Source organism: Actinophytocola sp. (assembly GCF_036378875.1).
Classification (GTDB): Bacteria; Actinomycetota; Actinomycetes; order Mycobacteriales; family Pseudonocardiaceae; genus Actinophytocola.
The window spans coordinates 32,719-54,819 of the sequence record NZ_DASUVO010000064.1 but is presented as its reverse complement, the minus strand read 5'-3'; the positions used below and the strand labels follow the sequence as shown (position 1 = coordinate 54,819).

Here is a 22,101-nt window from a genome sequence, read left to right as displayed (position 1 = left end):
CGCCGGCGCCGGTCAATCCGAGTCCGCCAACACGACCGCGGTGGCACCCGCGATCTCCACGACCGTCACCGACTGACCCGGCGGGATCGGCCGATTGTCGTCGAACGCCCGCGCCGACCACACGTCCCCGTCGAGCCGGACCTGCCCACCCGACGCGTCGACCGTCGACACCGCCACCGCCTTGCGACCGATCAACGCGTCCGCGTTGGTGTGCACGAGCTCGCCGTGCAGGCGGCGCTTGAGCCACGGTCTGGCGAAGGTGACCAGCCCGATCGACACAAGCGCGAACACTCCACAGCTGACGAGCGTGTTGCCGGAAATCCACTCCGTGCCGGCGCCGGCGAGCGCGCCCACGCCGACCATGAGGAGGAACAAATCCCCGGACAGTATCTCGGCAGCGATCAGCACGATTCCACCGATGAGCCAGAACAATGCCGCCATGCGGGCAATGATCGCACCACCCGATGCTTCCGGTCACTACTCTTCACCGGTAGTCACGAAATCGATGAGCCGCTCCACCGCGCCCAGTAGCGGGGTCTCCAGGTCCCGATAACTGCGCACACCGGCCAGCACACGCCGCCATCCCTCCGCCGGCTCACCCCAACCCAGGGACGCGCAGACGCCCTCCTTCCACGGCGTGCCGCGCGGCACGACCGGCCACTTCTCGATACCGACCGCGCCCGGCTTGACCGCCTGCCACACGTCCACATACGGGTGACCGGTGACCAGCACGTTCGGGTCGCGCAGGGACTCGACAAGCCGGGATTCCTTGCTACCGGCCACAAGGTGGTCGACCAGCACCCCCAGCCGTCGGTGCGCCGCGGTGCCGAACTCGGCGATCCGCGCGGGCAGGTCGTCCACACCGTGCAGCGGCTCCACCACCACACCCTCGACCCGCAGATCGTGGCCCCACACCCGCTCGACGAGCTCGGCGTCGTGGATCCCCTCGACCCACACACGGCTGTCGCGTGCCGTGCGGGCCTTCACCCCGCCGACCCGCACAGACCCCGACGCCGAAATCACCCGTTTGGGTGGATCATTTCGGGTCGGGCGTACCAGGGTGACCGGTTTGCCGTCGATGAGGAACCCGGCCGGGGTGAGGGGGAACAGGCGATGGCGGCCGTGCCGGTCCTCGAGCACAACGTTTCCCTGCTCGAACCGGACCACCGCACCACAGAACCCGCTGGCCGGATCCTCGGCGACGAGCCCCGGCTCGGCGACCACCTCGGGGATCTGCTTGCGGCGTCGACCGCCGCCCAGGACGTCGCCGTAGTTCTCTGATCGCACGACCAGTCACCCTATCGAGGCCGATCACGAATTTCGGGCGTCGGAGAAGGCGTGTCCCGGACGACGATGAGGACATGGGAACGCGGGAAGGCGTGGCACCCGACCCCGCGCTCGGGTTGCTGGAGCTGTACGACGAGGCGTTGCCGCACGTCTACGGCTACCTGGTGGCGCGCTGCCGGGACGCGCCGCTGGCCGAGGACCTGACCGCCGAGACGTTCCTGGCGGCCGTGTCGGCGGTCAGGCGACCGGGCGCGACGGCGCCCTCGGTGGCATGGCTCATCGGGGTCGCCCGCCACAAGCTCGCCGACCACTGGCGGCGGCAGGAACGCGAGGAACGCGGCCTGCGGCTGCTGGACGGCGAACTCGCGGCGGGCGTGGAGGACCCGTGGGACGAGGAACTGGACGCCATCCGGGCCAGGATCGCGCTCGCCGAACTCGGCCCGCACCACCGAGCGGCGCTCACCCTGCGCTACCTCGACGGCCTGCCGGTGCCCGAGGTCGCCGGCTGCCTCGGCCGGACCGTGCACGCCACCGAAGCGCTGCTGGTGCGCGCCCGCGCCGCGTTCCGCCGGATCTACCGGGAGGAAGGCCCACGATGACCGATCCGTTCGACACGGCGCTGCGGTCACTGCACGCGCCTGTCGTCCCCGTGGACCCGGACCCGTCGTTCGCCGCGCGGCTGCGGGAACGGTTGACCCGCGCCGTGCTCGACCAAGGAGACACCACCATGGCAGGACAGGTGACTCGCGATACCGCGGCGTGGCCGCCCACGCTCACGCCCTACATCATCGTGTCCGACGCACGGGCCGCCCTCGACTGGTACGTCGAGGTGTTCGGCGCCGCACCACGAGGCGAGCCGTACGTCAACGCCGACGGCACAATCGGACACATGGAGGTCGGCATCGGCGACGCCGTGCTGATGTTCGCCGAGTCGTCCGACTTGTATCCCGAGGTGCCGGTCCTGGCACCCGACTCCCCCACGACGTTCAGCCACACCCTGCACCTCCAGGTCCAGGACGTGGACGAGACAGTCGTATTGGCACGTCGTCGGGGCGCGATGATCGAACGCGACCCCACCGACGAGCCATACGGTCGTACCGGCGTGCTGGTCGACCCGTTCGGGCACCGCTGGATGGTGCTCACACCACCGGGCCGGGCGACCCGGCTACGCCAGGGCGACATCGCCCACGTGACCATGGTCACGGCGGACGCGGTCCGCGCGAAGGACTTCTACGAGACGGTGCTGGAGGTGCCGTTCACACCCGGCACGTCACCGGGCGCCTGGGGAGCCGAGGACATCAACCCGCCGTTCGGCATGTGGTCACCGCAGGACGAGACGCCGGAGGTGCAGCTGTGCTTCCGGGTGGACGACATCACCGCGGCGGTCGAACGGGTCCGCGTGGCCGGCGGCACCGCCGAGGAGATCTCCCACCGCCCCTACGGACTGCTGGTCGAATGCGTCGACGACCAGGGCGCCCACTTCCAGCTCTGGCAGCCGGTCGACTGACGACATCCATCGTCATGTTGTCCACAGCCAACGCCGCCGACATCCAAAACTGTCGGTGCCCGGCAGTAGGCTGGAAATCGGGGGGCCCCCGGCGCATGAGTGGGACTTTCGCTCGGGTCGGGCGGGTGAACTGTTCGCCGGTTGCCCGTTGTGCGGCCGCGAGTGTCGGTGGCCATCGCTAGGCTGGATTCCGGGGGGCCGGAGGCCGGCCGAGCTTCGCAGGTTCCTCACCGCGGCGAAGGTCCGCCGGACCATCGACGCGGTGATGGGCACCCTGCTGGTGGGTATCGGCGTGCGGATCGCCGTCACCCAATAGCCTCACGCCCGCCGGAAGGTCGCGCGATAGCCCGGGCCAGAGACTCGGCCAGGCGCTCGCGTGAGGCAACCGACGGCCTTCCCAGCCCCGGCCACCGGACGCGGCCGCCCAAGCGCTCGCAACCGGACCCACACCGGGCAGTACCTGCGCGAACACACCTGTGGACAACCGATACCGCGATGACGGTGGCGTCGAGTACCTTCAGCCACGGTGGGCACGCACCCGACGAGGACACGCGACCGGCTCACCCCGTGAGCAGCAACGTATTGGACAGCCATGCCCAAGAAGGTCGACCACTTCTCCCGCCGAGCCAGCATCGCCGCCGCGGTGTGGCAGCTCATGGCACGCGGCGGCCTCGAGGCGGTCAGCATGCGTCATGTGGCCGCCGGTGCCGGCATGTCCCTCGGCCAGGTCCAGCACTACTTCCCCACCAAGGACGAACTGCTCGCCTTCGCCTACGAACTGGTCGCCGAACAAGTCGCCGGCCGCGTCCGCGCCCCAGAAGCCCTCGAGCCCACCGACGAGGAACCCCGCCCCCGCGACGTGCTCCGCGACGCGCTCACCGAACTGCTCCCGCTCGACGAGGACCGCGAACTCGAGGCACAGATCACCGTCGCCTTCCTGACCAGGGCCGCCGTCGCCCCGGAACTCGCCACCCGACTCCGCAAGGCCCACGCACAGCTGCAGGACCTCATCGCCGACCAGCTCCGCCGTGGCCAGCGCCGCGGCGTCGTCCCGCTCCACCTCGAACCCGGCCGCGAAGCCCGCACGCTCCTCTCGTTCGTCGACGGCCTCACTGCCCACGTCCTCGTCGGACACCACACACCCGAGGACGCCGAACAAGCCTTCGACGACTACCTCGACACGCTGTTCACCGGCTGAACCCCGCCGCCCGCCCGAACAACCCCGCCAACCGGCGCACCTGCTCGACCAGCTCCGGCGGCTCCAGAACCTCGAACTCGAACCCGATCTGCGCCACGTACACCGGGAAGTCGTCCAACGACGGCCCACCCACATGCAATACACACGTATCGGCATCCACGGCCTCGATCACCCCCGACGCCGGCGTCACCCGCTCCGCCGCGACCTCCGCCGAAACCCGCAACAACACCTTCGCCTGATACCGGTACGGCGCCGTGGAAATCGCCCGCGACACGTAGGCCGCCACGTCCTCCTCCGGCGGCTCACGATGCGGAAACCGCCCAACACCCGACGGCGACGACGCAATACGGTCGACCCGAAACGTGCGCCAGTCCGCCGCCGAACGATCCCAACACAGCAAATACCAACGCCGACCCGTACACGCCAACCGCACCGGCTCCACCACCCGCCGTGACGTCGACCCGTCCGCACGCGCGTACGAGAACCGCAACGCCTCCCGATCCCGGCACGCCGTCGCCAACTGCGTGAGCAACGCCGGATCCACCGTCGGACCACGCTGCACCAACGACACCGTCGCCGACCCCACCGCGTTCACCCGCCGCCGCAAACGCGCCGGCAACACCTGCTCCAACTTCACCAACGCCCGCACCGACGTCTCCTCGATCCCCGTCACCGTGCCGGCCGTCCGCAACCCCACCGCCACCGCCACCGCCTCGTCGTCATCGAGCAACAACGGCGGCATCGCCGTCCCCGCCCCCAACCGGTACCCACCAGCCACCCCCGGCCGCGCCTCCACCGGATAACCCAGATCCCGCAACCGATCCACATCCCGACGCACCGTCCGCAACGTCACCCCCAACCGCTCCGCGAGCTGCGCACCCGACCAGTCCCGCCGCGCCTGCAACAACGACAGCAACTTGAGCAACCGAGCCGAGGTCTCCAACACACCCGAAATCCTCCCACGAATCAGTGACCGAACCTGTCACCAATAGCACATAGCGTGCTCCTCATGACAGACATCAGGCCCTTCCACATCGACATCCCCCAGGCCGACCTCGACGACCTGCACCGCAGGCTCGACGCCACCCGCTGGCCCGACGAACTGCCCGGAGTCGACTGGCAGTACGGCGTCCCACTCGACTACCTCAAGGACCTGACCGAACACTGGCGCACCAGCTACGACTGGCGCGCCCACGAGAAGCAACTCAACGACCTGCCGCAGTTCACCACCGAGATCGACGGCCAGAACATCCACTTCCTCCACGTCCGATCACCCGAACCCGACGCGCTCCCCCTCGTCCTCACCCACGGCTGGCCCGGCTCGTTCATCGAGTTCGGCGACGTCATCGGCCCACTCACCGACCCGAAAGCCCACGGCGGCGACCCAGCCGACGCGTTCCACCTCGTCATCCCGTCCCTCCCCGGCTTCGGCTTCTCCGGACCCACACACGAAACCGGCTGGCACACCCGCCGCATCGCCAAGGCCTGGGCAGAACTCATGCACCGCCTCGGCTACCACCGCTACGGCGCCCAGGGCGGCGACTTCGGCGCACTCGTCACCCCCGACCTCGGCCGCGTCGACCCAGAACACGCCATCGGCCTGCACGTCAACGCCGCCACCGTCGGCTTCATCCCGTTCAGCCCACCCAACGACGACGACCTCACCGACCTCGAACGCGCCCGTTGGGCCCGCCAACAGCAGTACATGAACGACGGCAACGCCTACTTCCAACTCCAGGCCACCCGACCCCAGACCATCGCCTACGCACTCACCGACTCCCCCGTCGGCCAACTCGCCTGGATCATCGAGAAGTTCAAGGAGTGGACCCACCCCGTCGACGCGCTCCCCGACCAGATCATCGACCGCGACCGCCTACTCACCAACATCACCATCTACTGGCTCACCGGCACCGCCAACTCAGCCGCGCGCATCTACTACGAGAACATGCACTCCGGCGAATGGCCCTACCGCACCGACGTGCCCACCGGCGTCGCCGCCTTCGCCGAAGACATCCCCATCCGCCGGTACGCCGAGCAAACCAACAACATCACCCACTGGACCGACTTCGACACCGGCGGCCACTTCGCCGCACTCGAGACACCTGACCTCCTCGTGACCGACGTGCGAGAGTTCTTCCGCGGGCTGCGCTGAAAGAAGGAAGGACGGGAATGGACACACTGAGCCTCCGGGCGATCAACCGAGCAACACTCGCCCGCCAACACCTGCTGACCCGCACCCAGCACACCGCCGTCGGCATGATCGAACACCTCGTCGGCATGCAGGCCCAGGCACCCTTCCCGCCCTACACCGGACTCTGGACCCGGCTGGCCGACTTCCAGCCGGGCGAACTCGCCGACGCCCTCCTCAACAAGCAAGTCGTCCGTATCGCGCTGATGCGCGGCACCGTCCACCTGGTCAGCGCCGCCGATGCCTGCTTCCTGCGGCCGCTCATCCAGCCACTCCTCGACCGCGACCTCCGCACCAACCTCCAGTACGCCACACACCTGCGTGACCTCGACCTACCCAAGGTCGCCGACACCGCCCGACTCGTACTGGCCGAACGAGCCCACACCGCCAAAGAACTCGGCATCGCACTCGCCGAACGATGGCCAGACCGGCCACCAGCCGCACTCGCCCACGCCGCACGCGGACTCCTGCCACTCGTGCAGGTACCCCCGCGTGCGGTGTGGGGCCGCAGCGGACAGACCGCCTACCGCACCGCCCAACACTGGCTCGGCCGCGAACTCGACACCGAACCCGACCCCGCACGAATGGTCCAGCGCTACCTCGGCGCCTTCGGCCCCGCCGCCGTCGCCGACATCCAGACCTGGTCCGGACTCACCCGCCTCCGCGAGGTGACCGAGACACTCGACCTGCGAACCTTCCGCACCGCAGACGGCCGCGAACTCCTCGACCTCCCCGACGCCCCACGCCCGGACGAAGATACCCCCGCACCAGTGCGTTTCCTCCCCGAGTTCGACAACCTCCTGCTCTCCCACACCGACCGCACCCGCGTCATGGCCGACGACCACCGCAAGCGCCTCTTCAACGTCAAGAACGGCGTCTTCCCCGGCACCTTCCTCGTCGACGGCTTCCTCCGCGGCTCGTGGCGGATCAGCAAGCAACGCAAGTCAGCCGTACTGACGATCACGCCGTGGGCGCGAACCACCAAGAAGGACCTCGCCTCCCTCACCAAGGAAGGCAACAGCCTCCTGCCGTTCATCGCAGCCGACGCCGAGACCACAGACGTCCACATCGAGAGCTAGACCCTCCCCTTCCTTGCTGTTTGTTGGAGCCGAGCGTCGGTGTAGGGGCCCCGACGGTGGGGCGAAAAAATTGGACATCAATATAGTCAATTGATGATTTTTAGCACTACAGATCGGGGGAGGGGATGCGCCAAGCCGCTTGTGAGGGTGCCGAAGGCCGGCGGAAACGGATGCGTCGAAGGGACACCGAAGTGGACCCTCGAACCGAAGGGCGACGGAGTGGCGCTAGCTCACTAGAACGCGGGCCACGGGATGGCCCGCCAGTCCGAGCCGGGTGTGGGGAACTCCCCCGCCGCGAGGAAGTCGTCGAGGCGGTTACGCAGTGCGCGTACCTCTCCCGTGGTCACGTGGTCCGCGAGCGCCGTGGTGAGGTCGTCGACGCCGGCACGCAGCGTCTTCAGCATGTCCACCACGTCCTCGGGCAGTGGCTCGCCGACCCAGCCCCACAGGACGGTGCGCAGCTTGTGCTCGCTGTGTAAGCAGATCCCGTGGTCGACGCCGTACACGTTGCCGTCGGTGCCGTGCAGCACGTGCCCGCCCTTGCGGTCGGCGTTGTTCAGCACCACGTCCAACGCGGCCATCAGCCGCACGCTCGGGTGGTCGGCATGCGCGAGTACCGCCGGCTCGCCGAACCGGTCGTGCGCATGCAGCACCTGTCGCCACCCCTGGGGCACGTCGTCCGGCGCGAGCACGTCGACGAGGTCGTCGCCCTCCTTGGTGTCCACCCATAACTGGACCATGCCCGGTCCGAACGGGCCGGAGCGCAACACGGTCGGCGGGATCACCGCGAGCCCAGCCGCCTGCGACACCAGGTAGGACGCGACCTCGCGCCCGGCGAGCGTGCCGTCCGGGAAGTCCCAGAGCGCGCGCTCACCGCTGACCGGCTTGTACACGCAGTGCGCGACGGCGTCGGCACCGGAGACCTCGCAGAAGAGGGTGGCGTTGGAGGCGTCGACGAGTCGCCCCTCGATCTCGATGCGTCCTCGCGTGAGCAGGTCGAGGACGCTCGGGTCAGACGGCAGCAACGTCCCTATTCCGCCTCGTCGTCCTCGGTGCGCCGGTAGCCGTTCTGCCTCGGGCACACGTGCCCGGCCGGGTCGAGCGGCTCACCGCACAGCGGGCACGGCTTGCGGCCGGCGTTGATCACCCGGTCTGCGCGCTCCGCGAACGCCCTGGCTTCCGCCGGGGTCAGGAACACCCGGACCGCGTCCGGGCCCTCCTCGGTGTCGTCCAGCACAATCGACTCGTCGACCTCGGCCTCCGTGATCGCGAGCAGTTCGATCACGACGGCACTGGTCTCCGAGTCCCAGCCGAGGCCCATCGTGCCGACGCGGAACTCCTCCTCGACCGGGACGCTGAGAGGATCGGCGTCGACCAGATCGGTCGGCGTCTCGTCGGGCAGCTCAGCGCCGAACCGGCGGTGGACCTCCTCGAGGAGCGACCCGATGCGCTCCGCGAGCACCGCCATCTGCTGCTTCTCCAGCGCGACGCTGACAGTACGGGCACGTTCCGAGGCCTGCAGGTAGAACGTGCGGTCGCCAGGTTGCCCGACTGTGCCGGCGACGAACCGGTCGGGCTGGCGGAAGACATGTATTACTCGAGCCATGGCACCTCCGACCCTACGGCAAACGTCGTGTTCGAGCAGGTCTGTTCCCACACAGACACACCTGCCATCGGGGAACGTTATCGGCAGGTCGATGGGGCCACCACGGCGGTGATGCCAGGGGCGCGCCGGGTTAGGGTCTGGACGTGGTGAAGATCGCACAGTTCGGGAGCTGGAAGTCACCGTTGACCGCGGAGATGGTCGCCGCGGCTGGGGTCGCGCCAAGGTGGGTCGACGTGCACGACGGCGTCGTCTGGTGGGCCGAGGGCCGGCCGAACGAGGAGGGTCGCTCGGCGCTCATGCGTGAAGGACCGGACGGAACGCCGGTCGAGGTGTTGCCCGCGCCGTGGAACGTGCGCAACCGGGTGCAGGAGTACGGCGGCCGGCCGTGGACGGTGCTGGGCAATACGGTCGTCTTCACGAACTGGGCCGATCAGCGCGTCTACGCGTTCACCGAGGGGGTGGACGAACCCCGGCCGCTCACCGCGGAACCCGAGCGGCATCACGGTGTCCGGTACGCCGACCTCTCCCCCGGATTCGGCAATACGTCCGTACTGTGCGTGCGCGAGACGATCACCGGGGACCGGCCGACCGACGTGACGCGCGACCTGGTCGAGATCCCGCTCGACGGTTCCGGGGCGAGGTCGCTGGGCGCGAGCCACCACTTCCTGGCCGCTCCCCGGCTGTCGCCAGACGGGAAGTGGCTCGCGTGGATCGGCTGGGACCACCCGGACATGCCGTGGGACGGCTCGGAACTCTGTGTCGCGGAACCAGGTCGACCGCACCGTGTTCTGGCGGGCGGGCCGAGGGAGAGCGTGTGCCAGGTCGAATGGGAGTCGCCGGACTCGCTGCTGGTGCTCACCGACCCGGACGGCTGGTGGAACCTGTTCCGTGTCGGACTTGACGGCACAGCAACGAATTTGGCGCCGTGCGAGGAAGAACTGGGCGGTCCTCTGTGGGTGCTGGGGAGCCGGTGGTTCGCGCCGCTCGGCGGGGGCCGCCACGCGATCCTGCGGTCGGACCGGCTCGCGGTGCTCGACGAGCACACCGGCACGGTGACCGATGTCGAAACCGAGCTGACGTCCTGGTCGTCCGACGTGACCGCGGTTGGCAACACGGTCGTATCGGGTGCGGGTGGACCACGGCATGAGCTGGCGGTCGTGCGGCTGGACCTCGAGTCCGGCGCCACCACGACCGTGTCCGCCGAGCGGGACGACCAGCTGCCCGCCGAATACCTGCCGATCCCGGAGCACCGGGTGTTCACCAGCCCTGACGGGCGGCGGATCCCCGCGTTCGTGTACCTGCCGAAGAACCCGGGGTTCGCCGGCCCGGACGACGCGTCCCCGCCGTTCCTGGTGAACGTGCACGGCGGGCCGACCGGCAAGTCGACCGACGTGCTCAGGCGCGACATCGTGTACTTCACGAGCCGCGGTTTCGGCGTGGTCGCGGTGAACTACGGCGGCTCGTCGGGATACGGGCGGGCGTTCCGGGAGTCGCTGAACGAACAGTGGGGCGTGATCGACGTGCAGGACTGCGCCACCGTCGCGGCCACGCTCGCCGAGGAAACCGTCGCGGACGGGACACGGCTCGCGGTGCGGGGCGGCAGCGCGGGCGGCTGGACCGCGGCCGCGTCGATGACGTCGGTGTCCACATTCGCCTGCGCGACCATCATGTTCCCGATCCTCGACCTCACCGGGTGGACCGACCACGGCGGCGAGACACACGACTTCGAATCGCGGTACATCGAGGGGCTCGTCGGAAAGCTACCCGAGCACGCCGACCGGTACGCGGAGCGTTCGCCGAGCCACCATGTGGACCGGCTCGCCGGCCCGGTCCTGCTGTTGCAGGGCCTGGAGGACAAGGTGTGCCCGCCGGAGCAGGCCGACCGGTTCGTGGCGAGCCTCGACGGCACCGGCGTGCCGCACGCGTACCTGACCTTCGAGGGCGAGCAGCACGGGTTCCGGCGGGCGTCGTCGGTGATCAGGGCGTTGGAGGCCGAACTGTCGTTCTACGGCCAGGTGTTCGGGTTCGCCGCACCCGACGTGCCGGCGTTGGAGCTGCACCAGTGAGCCCGCGGCGGCCGCCGCGGTTGCGGCCGGGCAGCAAGGTCGCGCTCGTCGCACCCTCCGGGCCCGTGGCCGAGGAAGGGCTGCGCCGGGGCATCGCGCTGCTGGAGAGCTGGGGGCTGGTGGTCGAGGTCGGTGAACATGTGCTCGACCGGCATCCCACGTTGCCGTACCTGGCGGGCCTCGACGTCCACCGCGCCGCGGATCTGCAGAAGGCATGGTGCGACCCGACGGTCGACGCGGTGCTGTGCGCACGCGGGGGCGTCGGCGCCACCCGGATCGTCGACCTGCTCGACTGGCCCGCGATGGCCGAGGCGGAACCGAAGCTGTTCACCGGGTCGAGCGACATCACCGCACTGCACGAGGCGGTCGGCGCGCGGTTGAACCTGGTGACGCTGTTCGCGCCACTGATCGCGAGCGAGCTGTCGTTCGACGCCGGGGCACAGAAGCACTTCCGCCAGACACTGTTCGACCCCGAGGCCGTCCAGACGCTGACAGGCCCGGCGGCCACCGCGCTCGCGGACGGGGTGGCGACCGGCGTGATCGTCGGCGGGAACCTGTCGCTACTCGCTGCCGGGCTCGGCGCGCCGGACCCCGCAACACCTCCTGACCGGTCACTCGTATTGCTGGAGGAGGTGAACGAGGAGCCGTACCGGGTCGACCGTATGCTCACCCAGCTGTTGCGTTCCGGATGGTTCGACAGTGCGACGGGCATCGTTCTGGGCTCGTGGCAGGGCTGCGGCACGCTCGACGCGATCCGCGACGTGGTGGCGGATCTCCTCGTGGGGCTGGGGATCCCGGTCGTATGGGAGTTCGGTTTCGGACACTGCGCGGACCAACTGACGATCCCACTGGGCGCGGAGGCCACAGTGGACGCCGATCAGGGCACGCTCACGTTGCGGGAGCCGGCACTGAGCTGAGCCGTCCTCGCGGCGAGCTGGACGAACGAGCGGACGAGCGGGCTTGGACCGGTGCTGGGCCAGGCCACCACGAGACGACTGGGTGCCTTGTCCCGCAAGGGAACCCAGGCGAGTCCCGGCGGCAGGGCATGTGCGCTCGGGGCCAGCCCCACAGTGCCGTTCCACAGCACCTGCTGCACACACTCGTGGACCGTGCGCACCACCGGTCCCTCCGCCCCGCCGCTCCAGAACGCGCGCCACACCGGGTCCGTGCCTTCCGGCAGGCGGAACCAGCGACGGTCGGCGAGGTCGTCCGTCGTCACGCTGTCCCGGCCGGCGAGTACGTCGTCGGCGCGGAGCACCACGCCCATCGGGTCGGTGCGCAGCACGTGGGTGACGAGCCCGGCCACGTCGAACGGCGCTCTCGTCAGGGCGACGTCGACCAGGCCGGCGCGCAGCCCGGCCGTGGGGTCGGTCAGATCCGCCTCACGGATACGGATCCGGATGTCGGGATGCTGGCGCCGGTAGGCGGTCGCCAGGTCGGTGCCCACCTGCTCCGCGCTGTCCGCGAGTGTGCCGACGGTGAGGGTGTCCGTGCCGGCGGCGGCGGCCACCCGGACCCGTGCCTGCTCAGCCTGCGCGAGCAACGTGCGTGCCTCGTCGTACAGCGACACGCCGGCCGGGGTGAGGGCCACGCCGGTGGGTGAGCGCCGCAGCAGCACACAGCCGAGCTCGGCTTCCAGCTGCTTGACGGCCCGGCTCAGGGGCGGCTGGGTGATGTGCAGCCGCGCGGCCGCCCGGCGGAAGTGCAGTTCCTCGGCGACCGCGACGAAGTAGCCGAGCGTGCGTAGATCCATCACCGGCGACGATACCGGCGCGGTATCGGGGATGCGGATTCGGTGTTGGACGGCACGCTCGAGCGCTCGATGAACTGGCGGCATGACACTCATGGAACCCGTCGTCGACGTCACCGGCGCCGAGGACATCGCCCGCGACGTCGTGGTCATCCCGAACCGGCGAGTGCCGCTCGTGCCGAACATCGGGATCATCGGCGGTCGGGACGCCGTCCTGGTCGTCGAGACGGGCATGGGGCCCCGCAATGCCGAGAAGGTGCTGGCGTTCGCCGCCGAGTACGCGAAAGGACGCGAGCTCTACCTGACCACTACGCACTTCCATCCCGAGCACGCGTTCGGCGCGCAGGTGTTCACCGCGGCGACCTATCTGGTCAACCGGCAGCAGGCCCAGGACCGCGGCGGCAAAGGACCCGGCTACCTGGCGATGTTCTCCGGGCTCGGGGACGCGATCGCCCGTGAGCTCCACGGGGTCGAGCTGACGCCGCCGGACCTCGTGTACGACCAGTCCTACGATCTCGACCTCGGCGGTCGGGTGGTGGAGTTGCGTGCCACCGGACGAGCGCACAGCAGGGGCGACCAGGTGGTCCGCGTGCCGGACGAGGACGTCCTGTTCACCGGGGACCTGGCGGAGACCGGGCAGTTCGCGATCTTCCCGTGGTTCCCGCCGCACGACGTCGACGTGTCCGGCATCCGCTGGATCGAGGTCGTGCGGCGGCTCGCCGCTGAGCACCCGCGGGTCGTCGTGCCAGGTCACGGTGACCCGGGCGGGCCGCAGGTGCTGGCGGACGTCCTCGACCACCTCGAACTCCTCCGCGACGAGACGTGGCTGCGTCAGGACTCGGCGATGGACGAGCAGACGATCGTCGACGAGGTCACGGACGTCCTGGTCCGCCGGCGTCCGGACTGGGAGGGACGGGACTGGATCGAGAAGGGCGTTCGCTGTCTGTGCGCGGAGCGCTGAGTCACGCGTCGAGAACGGCGCGCATGACCTTGCCTGCGTCGCCGACCACCGATGCGCCGTGGCCAACGCACACCACGTCCGGGTCCAGCTCGGCCAGCACACGGTAGGAGTCCAGGAGTGCGACGCGGTCGACGTTGAACGCACCGGGGATGACCCCCGTCTCCGGCAGGGACGCGACCGTGTCGCCCGCGAAGAGGACGCCGTGTGCCGGCAGGTGGATCGCGATGCTCCCCGCCGTGTGGCCGGGAATCGACACGACCCGCGCCCCGTCCCCGAAGCCCAGCTCCTCGCCGCCGACCACTTCGACGTCGACTGTGGACGGCGGGATCTCCAGCGACGAGATGCCCAACGCCGCCACCCGTTCCCAATACGGTCGTTCGAAGTCGGTGATCTCCGGTTCCGCACGCCGGCGTTCGCCGCGCACCACCGGCGCGTCCGCCCGGTGCGCGTACACCAGTGCGCCGTGCCACGCGCGGATCTCGGCCGCCGAGCCCGCGTGGTCCTCGTGTCCGTGGGTGATCACGATGTGGCGCACCGCCGATCGGGTCAGGCCGAGCGACTCGATCGCGGACTCGATGGCGGCGCCGCTGCCGGGGGTGCCGGTGTCGACCAGCGTCAGGTCGTCGCCGTCGCGCCACAAATACACCTGACCGAAATCGAGGTTCACCTGGTGCAGGCGGGGCAGCAGCTCGACGATCTCCATGGTCGCCAACGTAGACAGCCCGGTACGAACCATCATCGGTTCTCGCTGTCAGCGCATACGATGCATCGATGGACGAACTGGGGCGGCGCACCGTCCTGGCGGCGGGGCTCGCCACGGCCCTCACCGCGTGCACCACGACGTCCCCCACCGTGCCTGCGCGTTTCGACCCGACCGACTGGGAGGACGTGCGAGGGCTGTTCGCTCTCGACACCGGCCTCGTCCAGACCGCGGCGTTCGTCCTCGCCGCCCATCCGAAGCCGGTCCGGGACGCCATCGAGCGGCATCGCCGCGGGCTGGACGCCGACACCGACGCCTACCTGCACGAGCACCGCGGTCTCGAGGACGACGTCCGCGCGGCCGCGGCCGCCTATCTCGGTGGTTCTGCGGGCCAGGTGGCGCTGACCGACAGCACGACCATGGGGCTCGGGCTCCTCTACTCCGGGTTGCGGTTGCGGCCCGACCAGGACGTCGTCACCAGTACGCATGACTTCATGGCCCACCACGCCGCGCTGGAGCTGATGTCCGAGCGCACCGGCGCACCGGTCCGCAGCGTCACTCTCTACGACGACCCGCACACGGCTACCGAGTCGGGCATCGTCACCCGGCTGAAGGAGGCCGTCGCGCCGAACACGCGTGTCGTCGCGGTCACCTGGGTCCACTCCAGTACGGGTGTACGACTTCCGATCCCCGCCATCGCGGCGATGCTCACCGAGGTCAACGCCGGCCGCGCCGCCGAGGACCGGGTTCTCCTGTGCGTCGACGGCGTGCATGGGTTCGGTGCGGTCGACCTGCCAGTCGCCGACCTCGGCTGCGACTTTCTCGCCACTGGTACCCACAAGTGGCTGTTCGGCCCGCGAGGCACCGGACTGCTGTGGGGGCGGTCATGGGACGCGCTGGCCCCCGTGATCCCCACGTTCTCCGGTGGTGACTCCCCCGGCGCGCTGTTCACCCCGGGCGGCTACCACTCGTTCGAACACCGATGGGCCGTGCGTGAGGCGTTCGAACTGCACGACCGTATTGGCCGCGACCGGGTTGCCGAGCGCGTCGCGGTACAGGCGACCCGACTCAAGGACGGGCTCACGACGGTCCCGTCGGTCACCCTGGTCACGCCGGACGACCCGGCCATGTCCGCGGGCATCGTGTGCTGCGAGGTCGACGGGGTGGCCCCGTACGACGCGGTACGGGCACTGCGCGCGGCCGGCGTGGTCGCGAGCGTGACCCCGTACGAGACCCAGTACCTGCGGTTCGGGCCGAGCATCGTGACCACACCCGCGCAGATGGACCAGGTGGTCGACGCGGTCCGGCGGCTCAGACCATAGGCAGCGGCTCGGTCTCCAGCAAGGACATCATGCTCGAGCATGATGGCGTCGGTCGACTCCTTGGATGATCACCTCACTGCCGAGCGGCACGAAACCCTCGGCGAGGAACGCCCGGAGCGAACGGGCGTTGCCCGGAGCGACGGCGGCGAACACCGGTTCGCCCGCTGGCACGAGCCGCAACGCCTCACGGATCAGGGCTCGGCCGGCACTGACGCGCGGCGCAAGGCGGCCACCCTGCTCATCCCGCCCGGTGCTGAGGTGGAGTCGCCCGGGCCAGGTGTCACGCTCGGGTTGGCCGCCAACACCGGACTGGATTGGCGGAATGGCGAGGTCGCTGGCGCTGGCCGGATCGGGATCGGTGCCACGGTCGTTGGCCCGGGCGTGCTGGCCACGCCGGTGCGCGGCCTGGCCTCCGGCCCCTCGAACCACGCTACCGGAGAGCACCGACAGTTCTGGGGCTGTCCGACCGGGTTGTCCACAGGGGGTGACGCTGTTCCGGCGGTCGCCGCGTTCTGTTCCTCTGCTGTCGTCGATCCGTCTCCTTGGCCGGCTCCGGTCGTCGAGAAGACTTCGACCGAGATCTCCGTCCGGCCCGCCAGGCCCGCGGCGATGGTCACCAGGCCCCGGTTGTCGCCATACACACGTACTGCTTCGCGGATCGCGTGTGCGTGGCGGACCCTTGGATGGTCCGCCAGGTCGTGCCGGGCCGGGAGCGTGCCACCGCCCAGGCCCTGGCTCGCCAGCGTCACGTCGAGTGTGCCGATCTCGCCGTGCGGGCCGGCGAGTTGTCGCAGTACCGCGGGGTGCAGGGCGGAGCCGAAGCCGTCCAGGTCCGGTGGCCGGTGGTCCGTCGCCAGGTACACCCGGCCGGTCAAGGACACGACCGCCGCCTGTCGGTTCGGCAGCGGCGGGAGGAACAGGGCACGGCCGTCGGCTGGTGGGAACGCTCCCGCCGCCGCGGCGTGGAGGACCGCGAGGAGTGGGTGCGGGGTCACGTCCACACGAGATCCTTCAGGGTGTCTTCGGCCGCGAAGTCCAGCAGCCGCAGCGCTTCGTCCTCCACCTCCGTCTGCGCGGCCCGGGGCAGCCGCTCGAACAGGGTGATCGTCATCGTCGCCTTGTCCTTGCCCAGCACCAGCTTCCAGGTGCCGCGCACGGTTCCGTCCACGAGCACCGTCGCGAACACCATCGAGCCGACGCACACCCGCTTGCGGTACTCGTCCGGCATGAGCCGTCGGCGGTCCGCGTACGCCACGATCAGGTTGTCGAACTCCGGGAGGAACCGGACCGGCACGTCCACATCGGACTCGTAGGTCATGTCCGGCAGATCGAACCGGCCGCCGCCCAGCGAGACCAGCGGCATCTCCTCGACCACCTCAGCGAGCCCGCGGACACCGGACCACTGTTGCACGTCCGCCACCGTCGCCGGGCCGAACGCCGCCAGGTACCGGCGAACCAGCTCGTCCGGGCCGGGCACGGCCGGCGCCGGGTCCAGCCACTCCGACGCGAGCACGAACGGGGTCGAACCACCTCGCCGCCACGTGCCGTTCGGCGGTGGGTGCACCACCGGTACCAGCGTCTGCGCCGACCATCCGAGCGCCATACGGTCGTATTCCGGCCACCGTTGCGCGAGCGCGGCACCCAGTTCGGGGCGCGTGAGCCTGCGGCCGGCCAGCAACGTCCGTGCGTGTGCCGCCAGCCCGTCGAGATCCAGCCCGGCGGTCTGCTTCCCGAACGCGGCCTGGCGGCCGCGGCGCAGCGACGGCTCGATCAGCGGGCGCAGCCACCAGAAGTCGTCCGCGCGCACCAGATGCTGGGTGCCACGCAATACAGACGACCGGACCACCGACCTGCCCTCCAGGAGCGCGGTGAGGTCGGCGTGCCTGAAATCCGACAGCCGGGTCCACAACCCCAGGTACGGCGCGTTCACCGCCTGGGCCTGCAACCCGACCAGTCGCTCGACCGCGTCCAGCGCCGACATGCGGTGCCGCCGGAGCAGCAGCTGCCGAGCCAACGTCACCCGGTTCAAGATCCGCTCATCGATACGCATTGAAGAACTCCCGCAGGCGGCACGGCTTGCTCTTGGTCATGAACCCACGCTAGAGGTCATCGCGGAAAGAACCGTTCCGCAATGACCGGCAGACTTCCGGCCATGGTGGACACCTCGGCACGCCTGCTTCGACTGCTGTCCCTCCTGCAGACCCGACGCGACTGGACCGGGCCCGCACTCGCCGAACGGCTCGGCGTGACCACCAGGACCATCCGCAACGACGTCGAGCGGCTCCGCAACCTCGGCTACCCCGTCGACGCGACCCCTGGCGTGGGCGGTGGCTACCGGCTCGGCGCGGGCGCCGCCATGCCCCCGCTGCTCCTCGACGACGAGGAGGCCGTCGCGGTCGCCGTCGGACTGCGGACCGCCAACACGGTGACCGGTATCGAGGAGACGTCCGTGCGGGCTCTGGCCAAGTTGAGCAGGTCCTGCCCTCACGGCTGCGGCACCGGGTCAACGCGCTCCACACCGCCACCGTCCCAGTGCCGGGCCAACAGCCCCGCGTGGCGGCCGAGGTCCTCACCACGCTGGCCGCCGTGTGCCGCGACCACGAACGACTGCGGTTCGACTACGAGAACCACGACGGCGGCACCTCCCGGCGCGACGTCGAACCGCACCGGCTCGCGCACGCCGGCGGCCGCTGGTACCTCGTCGCGTTCGACCTCGACAAGAACGACTGGCGCACGTTCCGGGTCGACCGTATGACACCGAAGATCCCCACCGGGCCGCGGTTCACGCCGAGAGAACCCCCGGACGACGTGGCGAACCTCGTCGCTCGCGGGCTCGGCACCGCGATGTGGCGGTACCGGGCCACGGTGACCGTCCATGCTCCCGCCGACGAACTTCTGCCGCGGCTACCCCCGGGGTGGACGTCGTCGAGGTCACCGACGAGGGCTGTGTCGTGGCCGTCGGCTCCGACACCCCGGCCATGCTGGCCGTCTACATCGGACTGATGGACGCCGACTTCGAGGTGACCGGGCCACCCGAACTGGTGGCCGAACTCGCCAAACTGGCCGACCGCTACGCGCGCGCCGCCGGCCGCACCAACGCGTAGCCCGCCCACGCCGACAACGCGACCGCCAGGATCATCAACGGCCACTCGTACAGCAACTGCTCCCCCGCCGCCGAGTACGGCGCGACCATGAACACCGACACCCCGGCCGCCACCGCCAGCCAGCGGGGCCGCCATGGCAGCGCGGCACCGATCGCCAACCCCCACATCAGATACCACGGCAGCATGGTCGGCGACAGCACCGCCACCAGGAACAACGCGATGGCCGCCCGGCGCACGGCATCCGAGCCACCGTCACGGGCGAGCCACCACTGCCGCACCACCAACAGGACCAGCACGGCCTGACCGATGATCCGGGTGACGGTGACGAACGGGTCCCGCGAGGAGTCCACGAAGATACTGGCCAGGCCATGCACGATCTCACCCAGCGCGGTCGGCGGCGACAGCCAGTTCACCAACCGGGACGACGCGTTCACCGTGGACAGCCAGCCGAGGTCCACCCCGGCCAGCACCGTGAGCGCGCCGAACACGGCCACGAACACACCGAGCGAACACGCCGCCGCACGAACGAAGTTCCGCCATCGGGTGGACGGCAACCGCGCCGCCCACACCCACACGAGGAACGGCAACGCGACCGCCGAGCTGGCCTTGACCGCCACGCTCACCGTCACGACCGCGATCCCGGCGACATGCTTGCCGTCGAGCACGAGCAGCGTGCCGGCCGCGAGAAAGCCGATCATCATGAGGTCGTTGTGCGGGCCACCGACCAGGTGCACCACCATGATCGGCCCGGCGATCAACAGCCACGCCGCCACCGGCAGCCGGCCGCCGAGGTGCCGCACGAGCCCCGGCAACGCCCACACCAGCAACGCGAGCCCGACGAGCTGCAGCAAGCGGGTGACCACGATACCGGCGTACACGTGCGAGCCGACTAACCACACCGTGCCCTTGGCCAGCAGGATGAACAGCGGCCCATACGGGGCAGGAGTGCCCTGCCAGAACGGATGGATGTTGTTCAGAATCTCCGAGTCCGGCCCCAGGACCGTCGGCGGCACCGTGAACGGGTCGTACCCGGCCAACGCGACCGCGCCCTGCCCGAGATAGGAGAACACGTCACGGGTGAACAGGGCCGGCGCGAACAGCATCGGCACCATCCAACACGCGGCGGCGACGAGCACGAGCCGGGAGCCGACCTGGTCAGCCAACACCCGCCGCCCCAGCCGGATCCACGCCCACACCATGAGCGCATAGCCCAAGTAGACAGTGAGCTCCGCGAGCATGCGGCCGTGCCCATACGTCAGCCACGCCAGCCGACCGCCGACGAACGGGTGATCGACCGACCCGGCCCCAGCGGCAAAACTGGCGGCGAGCACGAGCAGGCTGCCGACCGTGCCGAGAACGATGGTGGGCCGGGGCTTGAACGGTCTGGCTGCGACGGGATCGGTCGCGGTGTCGGCCGTGTCAGCGCTCAACGCTCGGCCCGCCCGAAAGCAGCGGCTCACGGGTAGGGAACAGGTTCAGCGGGTCACGACGCAGCAGCGACAGCCCGGCGAGAACGGACACGCCGGCGGCGAGCGTCATGAACAGCCAGTTGTACAGCAGGTCGTCGCCGGCCGGCGAGTACGTCAGCACCAGGAACACCGCGAAAGTGACCAGCACGGCGAGCTGACGACGCTCCCAGCGCAACGCGGCGGCCAGCACGAAGCCCCACACGAGGTACCACGGCAAGGTGGCCGGCGACAGGATGGCGAACGCGAACAACGCGATCGCCGCGCGGCGGACGGCGTCGGGACCGCCGTCCCGCGCGAACCACCACTGCCGCACGAGGACCCAGACCAGCAGGATCCCACCAGCAATCCGCAGGATGGTGACGAACCACATCTTGGGCAGGTCGACAAACACGCCGACCAGGCCGTGCAGGATCTCCCCGGCGCCGGTCGGGGCGGACAGCCAGTTCACGATCGCCGTGGGCGCGTCGAGCGCGGTGATCCAACCGAGGTCGACCCCGGACACGACCGTCGCGGCCGCGAACGTGACGACGAAGATGCCGACCGAGCAGGCGCACGCCCTTGTGAAGTTCCGCCAACGCGTCGAGGTCAGGTGACCGGCCCAGACCCACACGAGGAACGGCAACGCGACCACCGCGGTGGCCTTCACCGCGACGGCAAGCGTCAGGACGACCATGCCGAGCACGTGTTTTCGGTCCAACACCAGCACGGTGCCCACCGCGAGGAAGCCGACCATGAGCACGTCGTTGTGGGGCCCGCCGACCAGATGCACCACGGTCATCGGCCCCGCGACCGCGAGCCACAACGCGACCGGCAGCCGCCCCCCGAGGTGACGGACGAGACCGGGCATGGCCCACACGATCAACGCCACACCGATGACCAGGCCCAGCTTCATGAGGATCACGCTGGCGATCATGTTCGTGCCGGTGACCGACATGACGCCCTTGGCCAACAGGATGAACAGCGGCCCGTACGGCGCCGGCGTGGCCTGCCAGAACGAGTCGACGTTGTCGACGACCGGGTCGACGTCGAGGACACCGGGCCCCACCGAGTACGGGTCGTAACCGTGCAGCGGGAGCGTCCCGTACGCGATATACAGGTAGGCGTCACGGGAGAAGACCGGAGGCGCGAACAGCATCGGGATCGTCCAGCACGCCGACGCGATCAACACGGGCCGCGCGCCCACCCGCCCGGCCAACACGTGCCGCCCAAGCAACACCCAGGCCCAGACCACGAGCGCGAACCCGGTGTACAGGACGAGCGTGGCGAGGATGCGACCGTGGCCGTATCGGATCCAGGAGAACGGCCCCTGCCCGATCAACGGGTCCTGGGCGAGGATCGCGCCGGCACCGAGCGCGCTCACGAGGATCAGCAGGCTGCCGATGGTGCCCAGCGTGACAGTGCGTGAGGGGAACACGGGCATGCGCCGCGCGACGGTCGGCGCGGGAGTCGCGTTCTCTACGGTGCTCACTGCGGGAGGCACCCCGTGGGCGTCGGTGGTGGTGGTCATGGCGGTCTGAGATTACACAGGCCGGTTGGTCTGTTTGTCGCAGCGTGCGGGTTTTCACCTACCGGGCGTGCCGGGCGGGACACCCGAGGTAGCGAGCGCGGATGCGGGTCCGCCGTCTGGCCCCTCCCCTCCATGCTTCTTTGTTTTCGGGACGACTGCGTTGGTCCGAGCGGCCGGGACGCAAAATTGGACATCAATATAATTGATAGCTTATTTTAAGTGAAAGACCAGGGGAGAGGCCTCGCCGAGATCGGCAAGGCCTGGACGAGATCGCTACCGGACCCTCATCGGGGGCAGTCCACGAGTCGGCAACCTCGACGATTCGCGCAGGGCGAATCGTCGAGGTCGAACCGCGTC

20 protein-coding genes and 1 pseudogene are annotated in these 22,101 nt (G+C 69.7%); 10 read left to right on the top strand and 11 right to left on the bottom strand.

The annotated features are described in order from the left end of the window. Positions 1–12: 12 nt before the first annotated feature. Together VF106_RS19020 and VF106_RS19015 are read right to left on the bottom strand one after the other, a co-directional pair. A complete protein-coding gene (locus tag VF106_RS19020) occupies positions 13–441 on the bottom strand; it encodes an NfeD family protein (protein ID WP_330841090.1) in 429 nt (142 codons plus the stop codon). A 36-nt stretch (positions 442–477) separates the two neighbouring features. Next, the gene (locus tag VF106_RS19015) at positions 478–1,287 is read right to left on the bottom strand and encodes a DUF3097 domain-containing protein (RefSeq protein ID WP_330841089.1); all 810 of its coding nucleotides are present in this window, start codon (positions 1,285–1,287) and stop codon (positions 478–480) included. Between the two features lie 74 nt (positions 1,288–1,361). On the opposite strand from VF106_RS19015, the gene VF106_RS19010 reads away from it, so the two are divergent. The 3 genes from VF106_RS19010 (at position 1,362) to VF106_RS19000 (ending at position 3,992) form a co-directional block, all read left to right on the top strand. Next, a complete protein-coding gene (locus tag VF106_RS19010; protein WP_330841088.1) occupies positions 1,362–1,886 on the top strand; it encodes an RNA polymerase sigma factor in 525 nt (174 codons plus the stop codon). After that, positions 1,883–2,794, top strand: coding sequence for a VOC family protein (locus VF106_RS19005; RefSeq protein WP_330841087.1), 912 nt, complete (start codon positions 1,883–1,885; stop codon positions 2,792–2,794). Before VF106_RS19010 ends, VF106_RS19005 begins: the two co-directional genes overlap by 4 nt. Before the next feature lie 592 nt (positions 2,795–3,386). Next, entirely contained in the window at positions 3,387–3,992 is a 606-nt protein-coding gene (locus VF106_RS19000; protein ID WP_330841086.1) for a TetR/AcrR family transcriptional regulator, read from the top strand. Here the strand turns inward: VF106_RS19000 and VF106_RS18995 are convergent. Then, positions 3,982–4,938: a helix-turn-helix transcriptional regulator gene (locus tag VF106_RS18995; RefSeq protein WP_330841085.1), complete on the bottom strand. Its 957-nt coding sequence runs from the start codon at positions 4,936–4,938 to the stop codon at positions 3,982–3,984. The genes VF106_RS19000 and VF106_RS18995 overlap by 11 nt on opposite strands. 63 nt (positions 4,939–5,001) lie before the next feature. Between VF106_RS18995 and VF106_RS18990 the strand changes: the two genes are divergently transcribed. After that, positions 5,002–6,144, top strand: a complete 1,143-nt coding sequence (locus tag VF106_RS18990) for an epoxide hydrolase family protein (protein WP_330841084.1) — start codon at positions 5,002–5,004, stop codon at positions 6,142–6,144. 17 nt (positions 6,145–6,161) lie between these two features. Continuing rightward, positions 6,162–7,259, top strand: coding sequence for a winged helix DNA-binding domain-containing protein (locus VF106_RS18985; RefSeq protein WP_330841083.1), 1,098 nt, complete (start codon positions 6,162–6,164; stop codon positions 7,257–7,259). A gap of 233 nt (positions 7,260–7,492) precedes the next feature. Here VF106_RS18985 and VF106_RS18980 read toward each other — a convergent pair whose 3' ends face one another. Together VF106_RS18980 and VF106_RS18975 are read right to left on the bottom strand one after the other, a co-directional pair. Continuing rightward, on the bottom strand, positions 7,493–8,284 hold the full coding sequence (locus VF106_RS18980) for an Rv2133c family protein (RefSeq protein WP_330841082.1): 792 nt from the start codon (positions 8,282–8,284) through the stop codon (positions 7,493–7,495). 5 nt (positions 8,285–8,289) lie between these two features. Next, entirely contained in the window at positions 8,290–8,865 is a 576-nt protein-coding gene (locus VF106_RS18975; protein WP_330841081.1) for an Rv2134c family protein, read from the bottom strand. 143 nt (positions 8,866–9,008) lie between these two features. Here VF106_RS18975 and VF106_RS18970 point away from each other — a divergent pair, with 143 nt between their 5' ends. After that, complete coding sequence (locus VF106_RS18970; protein ID WP_330841080.1) at positions 9,009–10,931, top strand: S9 family peptidase; 1,923 nt, start codon at positions 9,009–9,011, stop codon at positions 10,929–10,931. Then, on the top strand, positions 10,928–11,848 hold the full coding sequence (locus VF106_RS18965) for a S66 peptidase family protein (RefSeq protein WP_330841079.1): 921 nt from the start codon (positions 10,928–10,930) through the stop codon (positions 11,846–11,848). Before VF106_RS18970 ends, VF106_RS18965 begins: the two co-directional genes overlap by 4 nt. On the opposite strand, the gene VF106_RS18960 is transcribed toward VF106_RS18965, so the two are convergent. Then, the gene (locus VF106_RS18960; RefSeq protein ID WP_330841078.1) at positions 11,809–12,684 is read right to left on the bottom strand and encodes a LysR family transcriptional regulator; all 876 of its coding nucleotides are present in this window, start codon (positions 12,682–12,684) and stop codon (positions 11,809–11,811) included. The two genes, VF106_RS18965 and VF106_RS18960, sit on opposite strands and share 40 nt — an antisense overlap. Before the next feature lie 82 nt (positions 12,685–12,766). Here VF106_RS18960 and VF106_RS18955 point away from each other — a divergent pair, with 82 nt between their 5' ends. Further along, positions 12,767–13,642, top strand: a complete 876-nt coding sequence (locus VF106_RS18955; RefSeq protein WP_330841077.1) for an MBL fold metallo-hydrolase — start codon at positions 12,767–12,769, stop codon at positions 13,640–13,642. A gap of 1 nt (position 13,643) precedes the next feature. Here VF106_RS18955 and VF106_RS18950 read toward each other — a convergent pair whose 3' ends face one another. Further along, positions 13,644–14,345: an MBL fold metallo-hydrolase gene (locus tag VF106_RS18950; RefSeq protein WP_330841076.1), complete on the bottom strand. Its 702-nt coding sequence runs from the start codon at positions 14,343–14,345 to the stop codon at positions 13,644–13,646. Between the two features lie 68 nt (positions 14,346–14,413). Here VF106_RS18950 and VF106_RS18945 point away from each other — a divergent pair, with 68 nt between their 5' ends. Further along, positions 14,414–15,664: an aminotransferase class V-fold PLP-dependent enzyme gene (locus VF106_RS18945; protein WP_330841075.1), complete on the top strand. Its 1,251-nt coding sequence runs from the start codon at positions 14,414–14,416 to the stop codon at positions 15,662–15,664. Between the two features lie 191 nt (positions 15,665–15,855). Here the strand turns inward: VF106_RS18945 and VF106_RS18940 are convergent, their stop codons facing one another. Then, a complete protein-coding gene (locus VF106_RS18940; RefSeq protein WP_330841074.1) occupies positions 15,856–16,665 on the bottom strand; it encodes a hypothetical protein in 810 nt (269 codons plus the stop codon). Then, positions 16,656–17,714, bottom strand: coding sequence for a winged helix DNA-binding domain-containing protein (locus VF106_RS18935; RefSeq protein WP_330841073.1), 1,059 nt, complete (start codon positions 17,712–17,714; stop codon positions 16,656–16,658). The genes VF106_RS18940 and VF106_RS18935 overlap by 10 nt, the downstream gene beginning before the upstream one ends. 102 nt (positions 17,715–17,816) lie before the next feature. Here VF106_RS18935 and VF106_RS18930 point away from each other — a divergent pair. Further along, positions 17,817–18,768 (top strand): annotated as a pseudogene (locus VF106_RS18930) (helix-turn-helix transcriptional regulator). Here the strand turns inward: VF106_RS18930 and mptB (VF106_RS18925) are convergent. Both mptB (VF106_RS18925) and mptB (VF106_RS18920) read right to left on the bottom strand, forming a co-directional pair. Then, positions 18,735–20,198 (bottom strand): polyprenol phosphomannose-dependent alpha 1,6 mannosyltransferase MptB, encoded by a 1,464-nt coding sequence (mptB, locus tag VF106_RS18925; protein ID WP_330841072.1) that lies wholly within the window; start codon positions 20,196–20,198, stop codon positions 18,735–18,737. The pseudogene VF106_RS18930 and the gene mptB (VF106_RS18925) sit on opposite strands and share 34 nt — an antisense overlap. Beyond that, positions 20,188–21,705, bottom strand: coding sequence for a polyprenol phosphomannose-dependent alpha 1,6 mannosyltransferase MptB (gene mptB / locus VF106_RS18920; RefSeq protein WP_330841071.1), 1,518 nt, complete (start codon positions 21,703–21,705; stop codon positions 20,188–20,190). Before mptB (VF106_RS18920) ends, mptB (VF106_RS18925) begins: the two co-directional genes overlap by 11 nt. Positions 21,706–22,101 lie beyond the last annotated feature (396 nt).

Bases quoted from the DNA above. Each gene is read 5' to 3' on its own strand.
- VF106_RS18955 (WP_330841077.1), top strand. From the start codon at position 12,767: ATGACACTCATGGAACCCGTCGTCGACGTCACCGGCGCCGAGGACATC.
- VF106_RS19020 (WP_330841090.1), bottom strand. From the start codon at position 441: ATGGCGGCATTGTTCTGGCTCATCGGTGGAATCGTGCTGATCGCTGCC.
- VF106_RS18990 (WP_330841084.1), top strand. From the start codon at position 5,002: ATGACAGACATCAGGCCCTTCCACATCGACATCCCCCAGGCCGACCTC.
- VF106_RS18975 (WP_330841081.1), bottom strand. From the start codon at position 8,865: ATGGCTCGAGTAATACATGTCTTCCGCCAGCCCGACCGGTTCGTCGCC.
- VF106_RS18960 (WP_330841078.1), bottom strand. From the start codon at position 12,684: ATGGATCTACGCACGCTCGGCTACTTCGTCGCGGTCGCCGAGGAACTG.
- VF106_RS19000 (WP_330841086.1), top strand. From the start codon at position 3,387: ATGCCCAAGAAGGTCGACCACTTCTCCCGCCGAGCCAGCATCGCCGCC.
- VF106_RS19005 (WP_330841087.1), top strand. From the start codon at position 1,883: ATGACCGATCCGTTCGACACGGCGCTGCGGTCACTGCACGCGCCTGTC.
- VF106_RS18945 (WP_330841075.1), top strand. From the start codon at position 14,414: ATGGACGAACTGGGGCGGCGCACCGTCCTGGCGGCGGGGCTCGCCACG.
- VF106_RS19010 (WP_330841088.1), top strand. From the start codon at position 1,362: ATGGGAACGCGGGAAGGCGTGGCACCCGACCCCGCGCTCGGGTTGCTG.
- VF106_RS18950 (WP_330841076.1), bottom strand. From the start codon at position 14,345: ATGGAGATCGTCGAGCTGCTGCCCCGCCTGCACCAGGTGAACCTCGAT.
- VF106_RS18985 (WP_330841083.1), top strand. From the start codon at position 6,162: ATGGACACACTGAGCCTCCGGGCGATCAACCGAGCAACACTCGCCCGC.
- VF106_RS18935 (WP_330841073.1), bottom strand. From the start codon at position 17,714: ATGCGTATCGATGAGCGGATCTTGAACCGGGTGACGTTGGCTCGGCAG.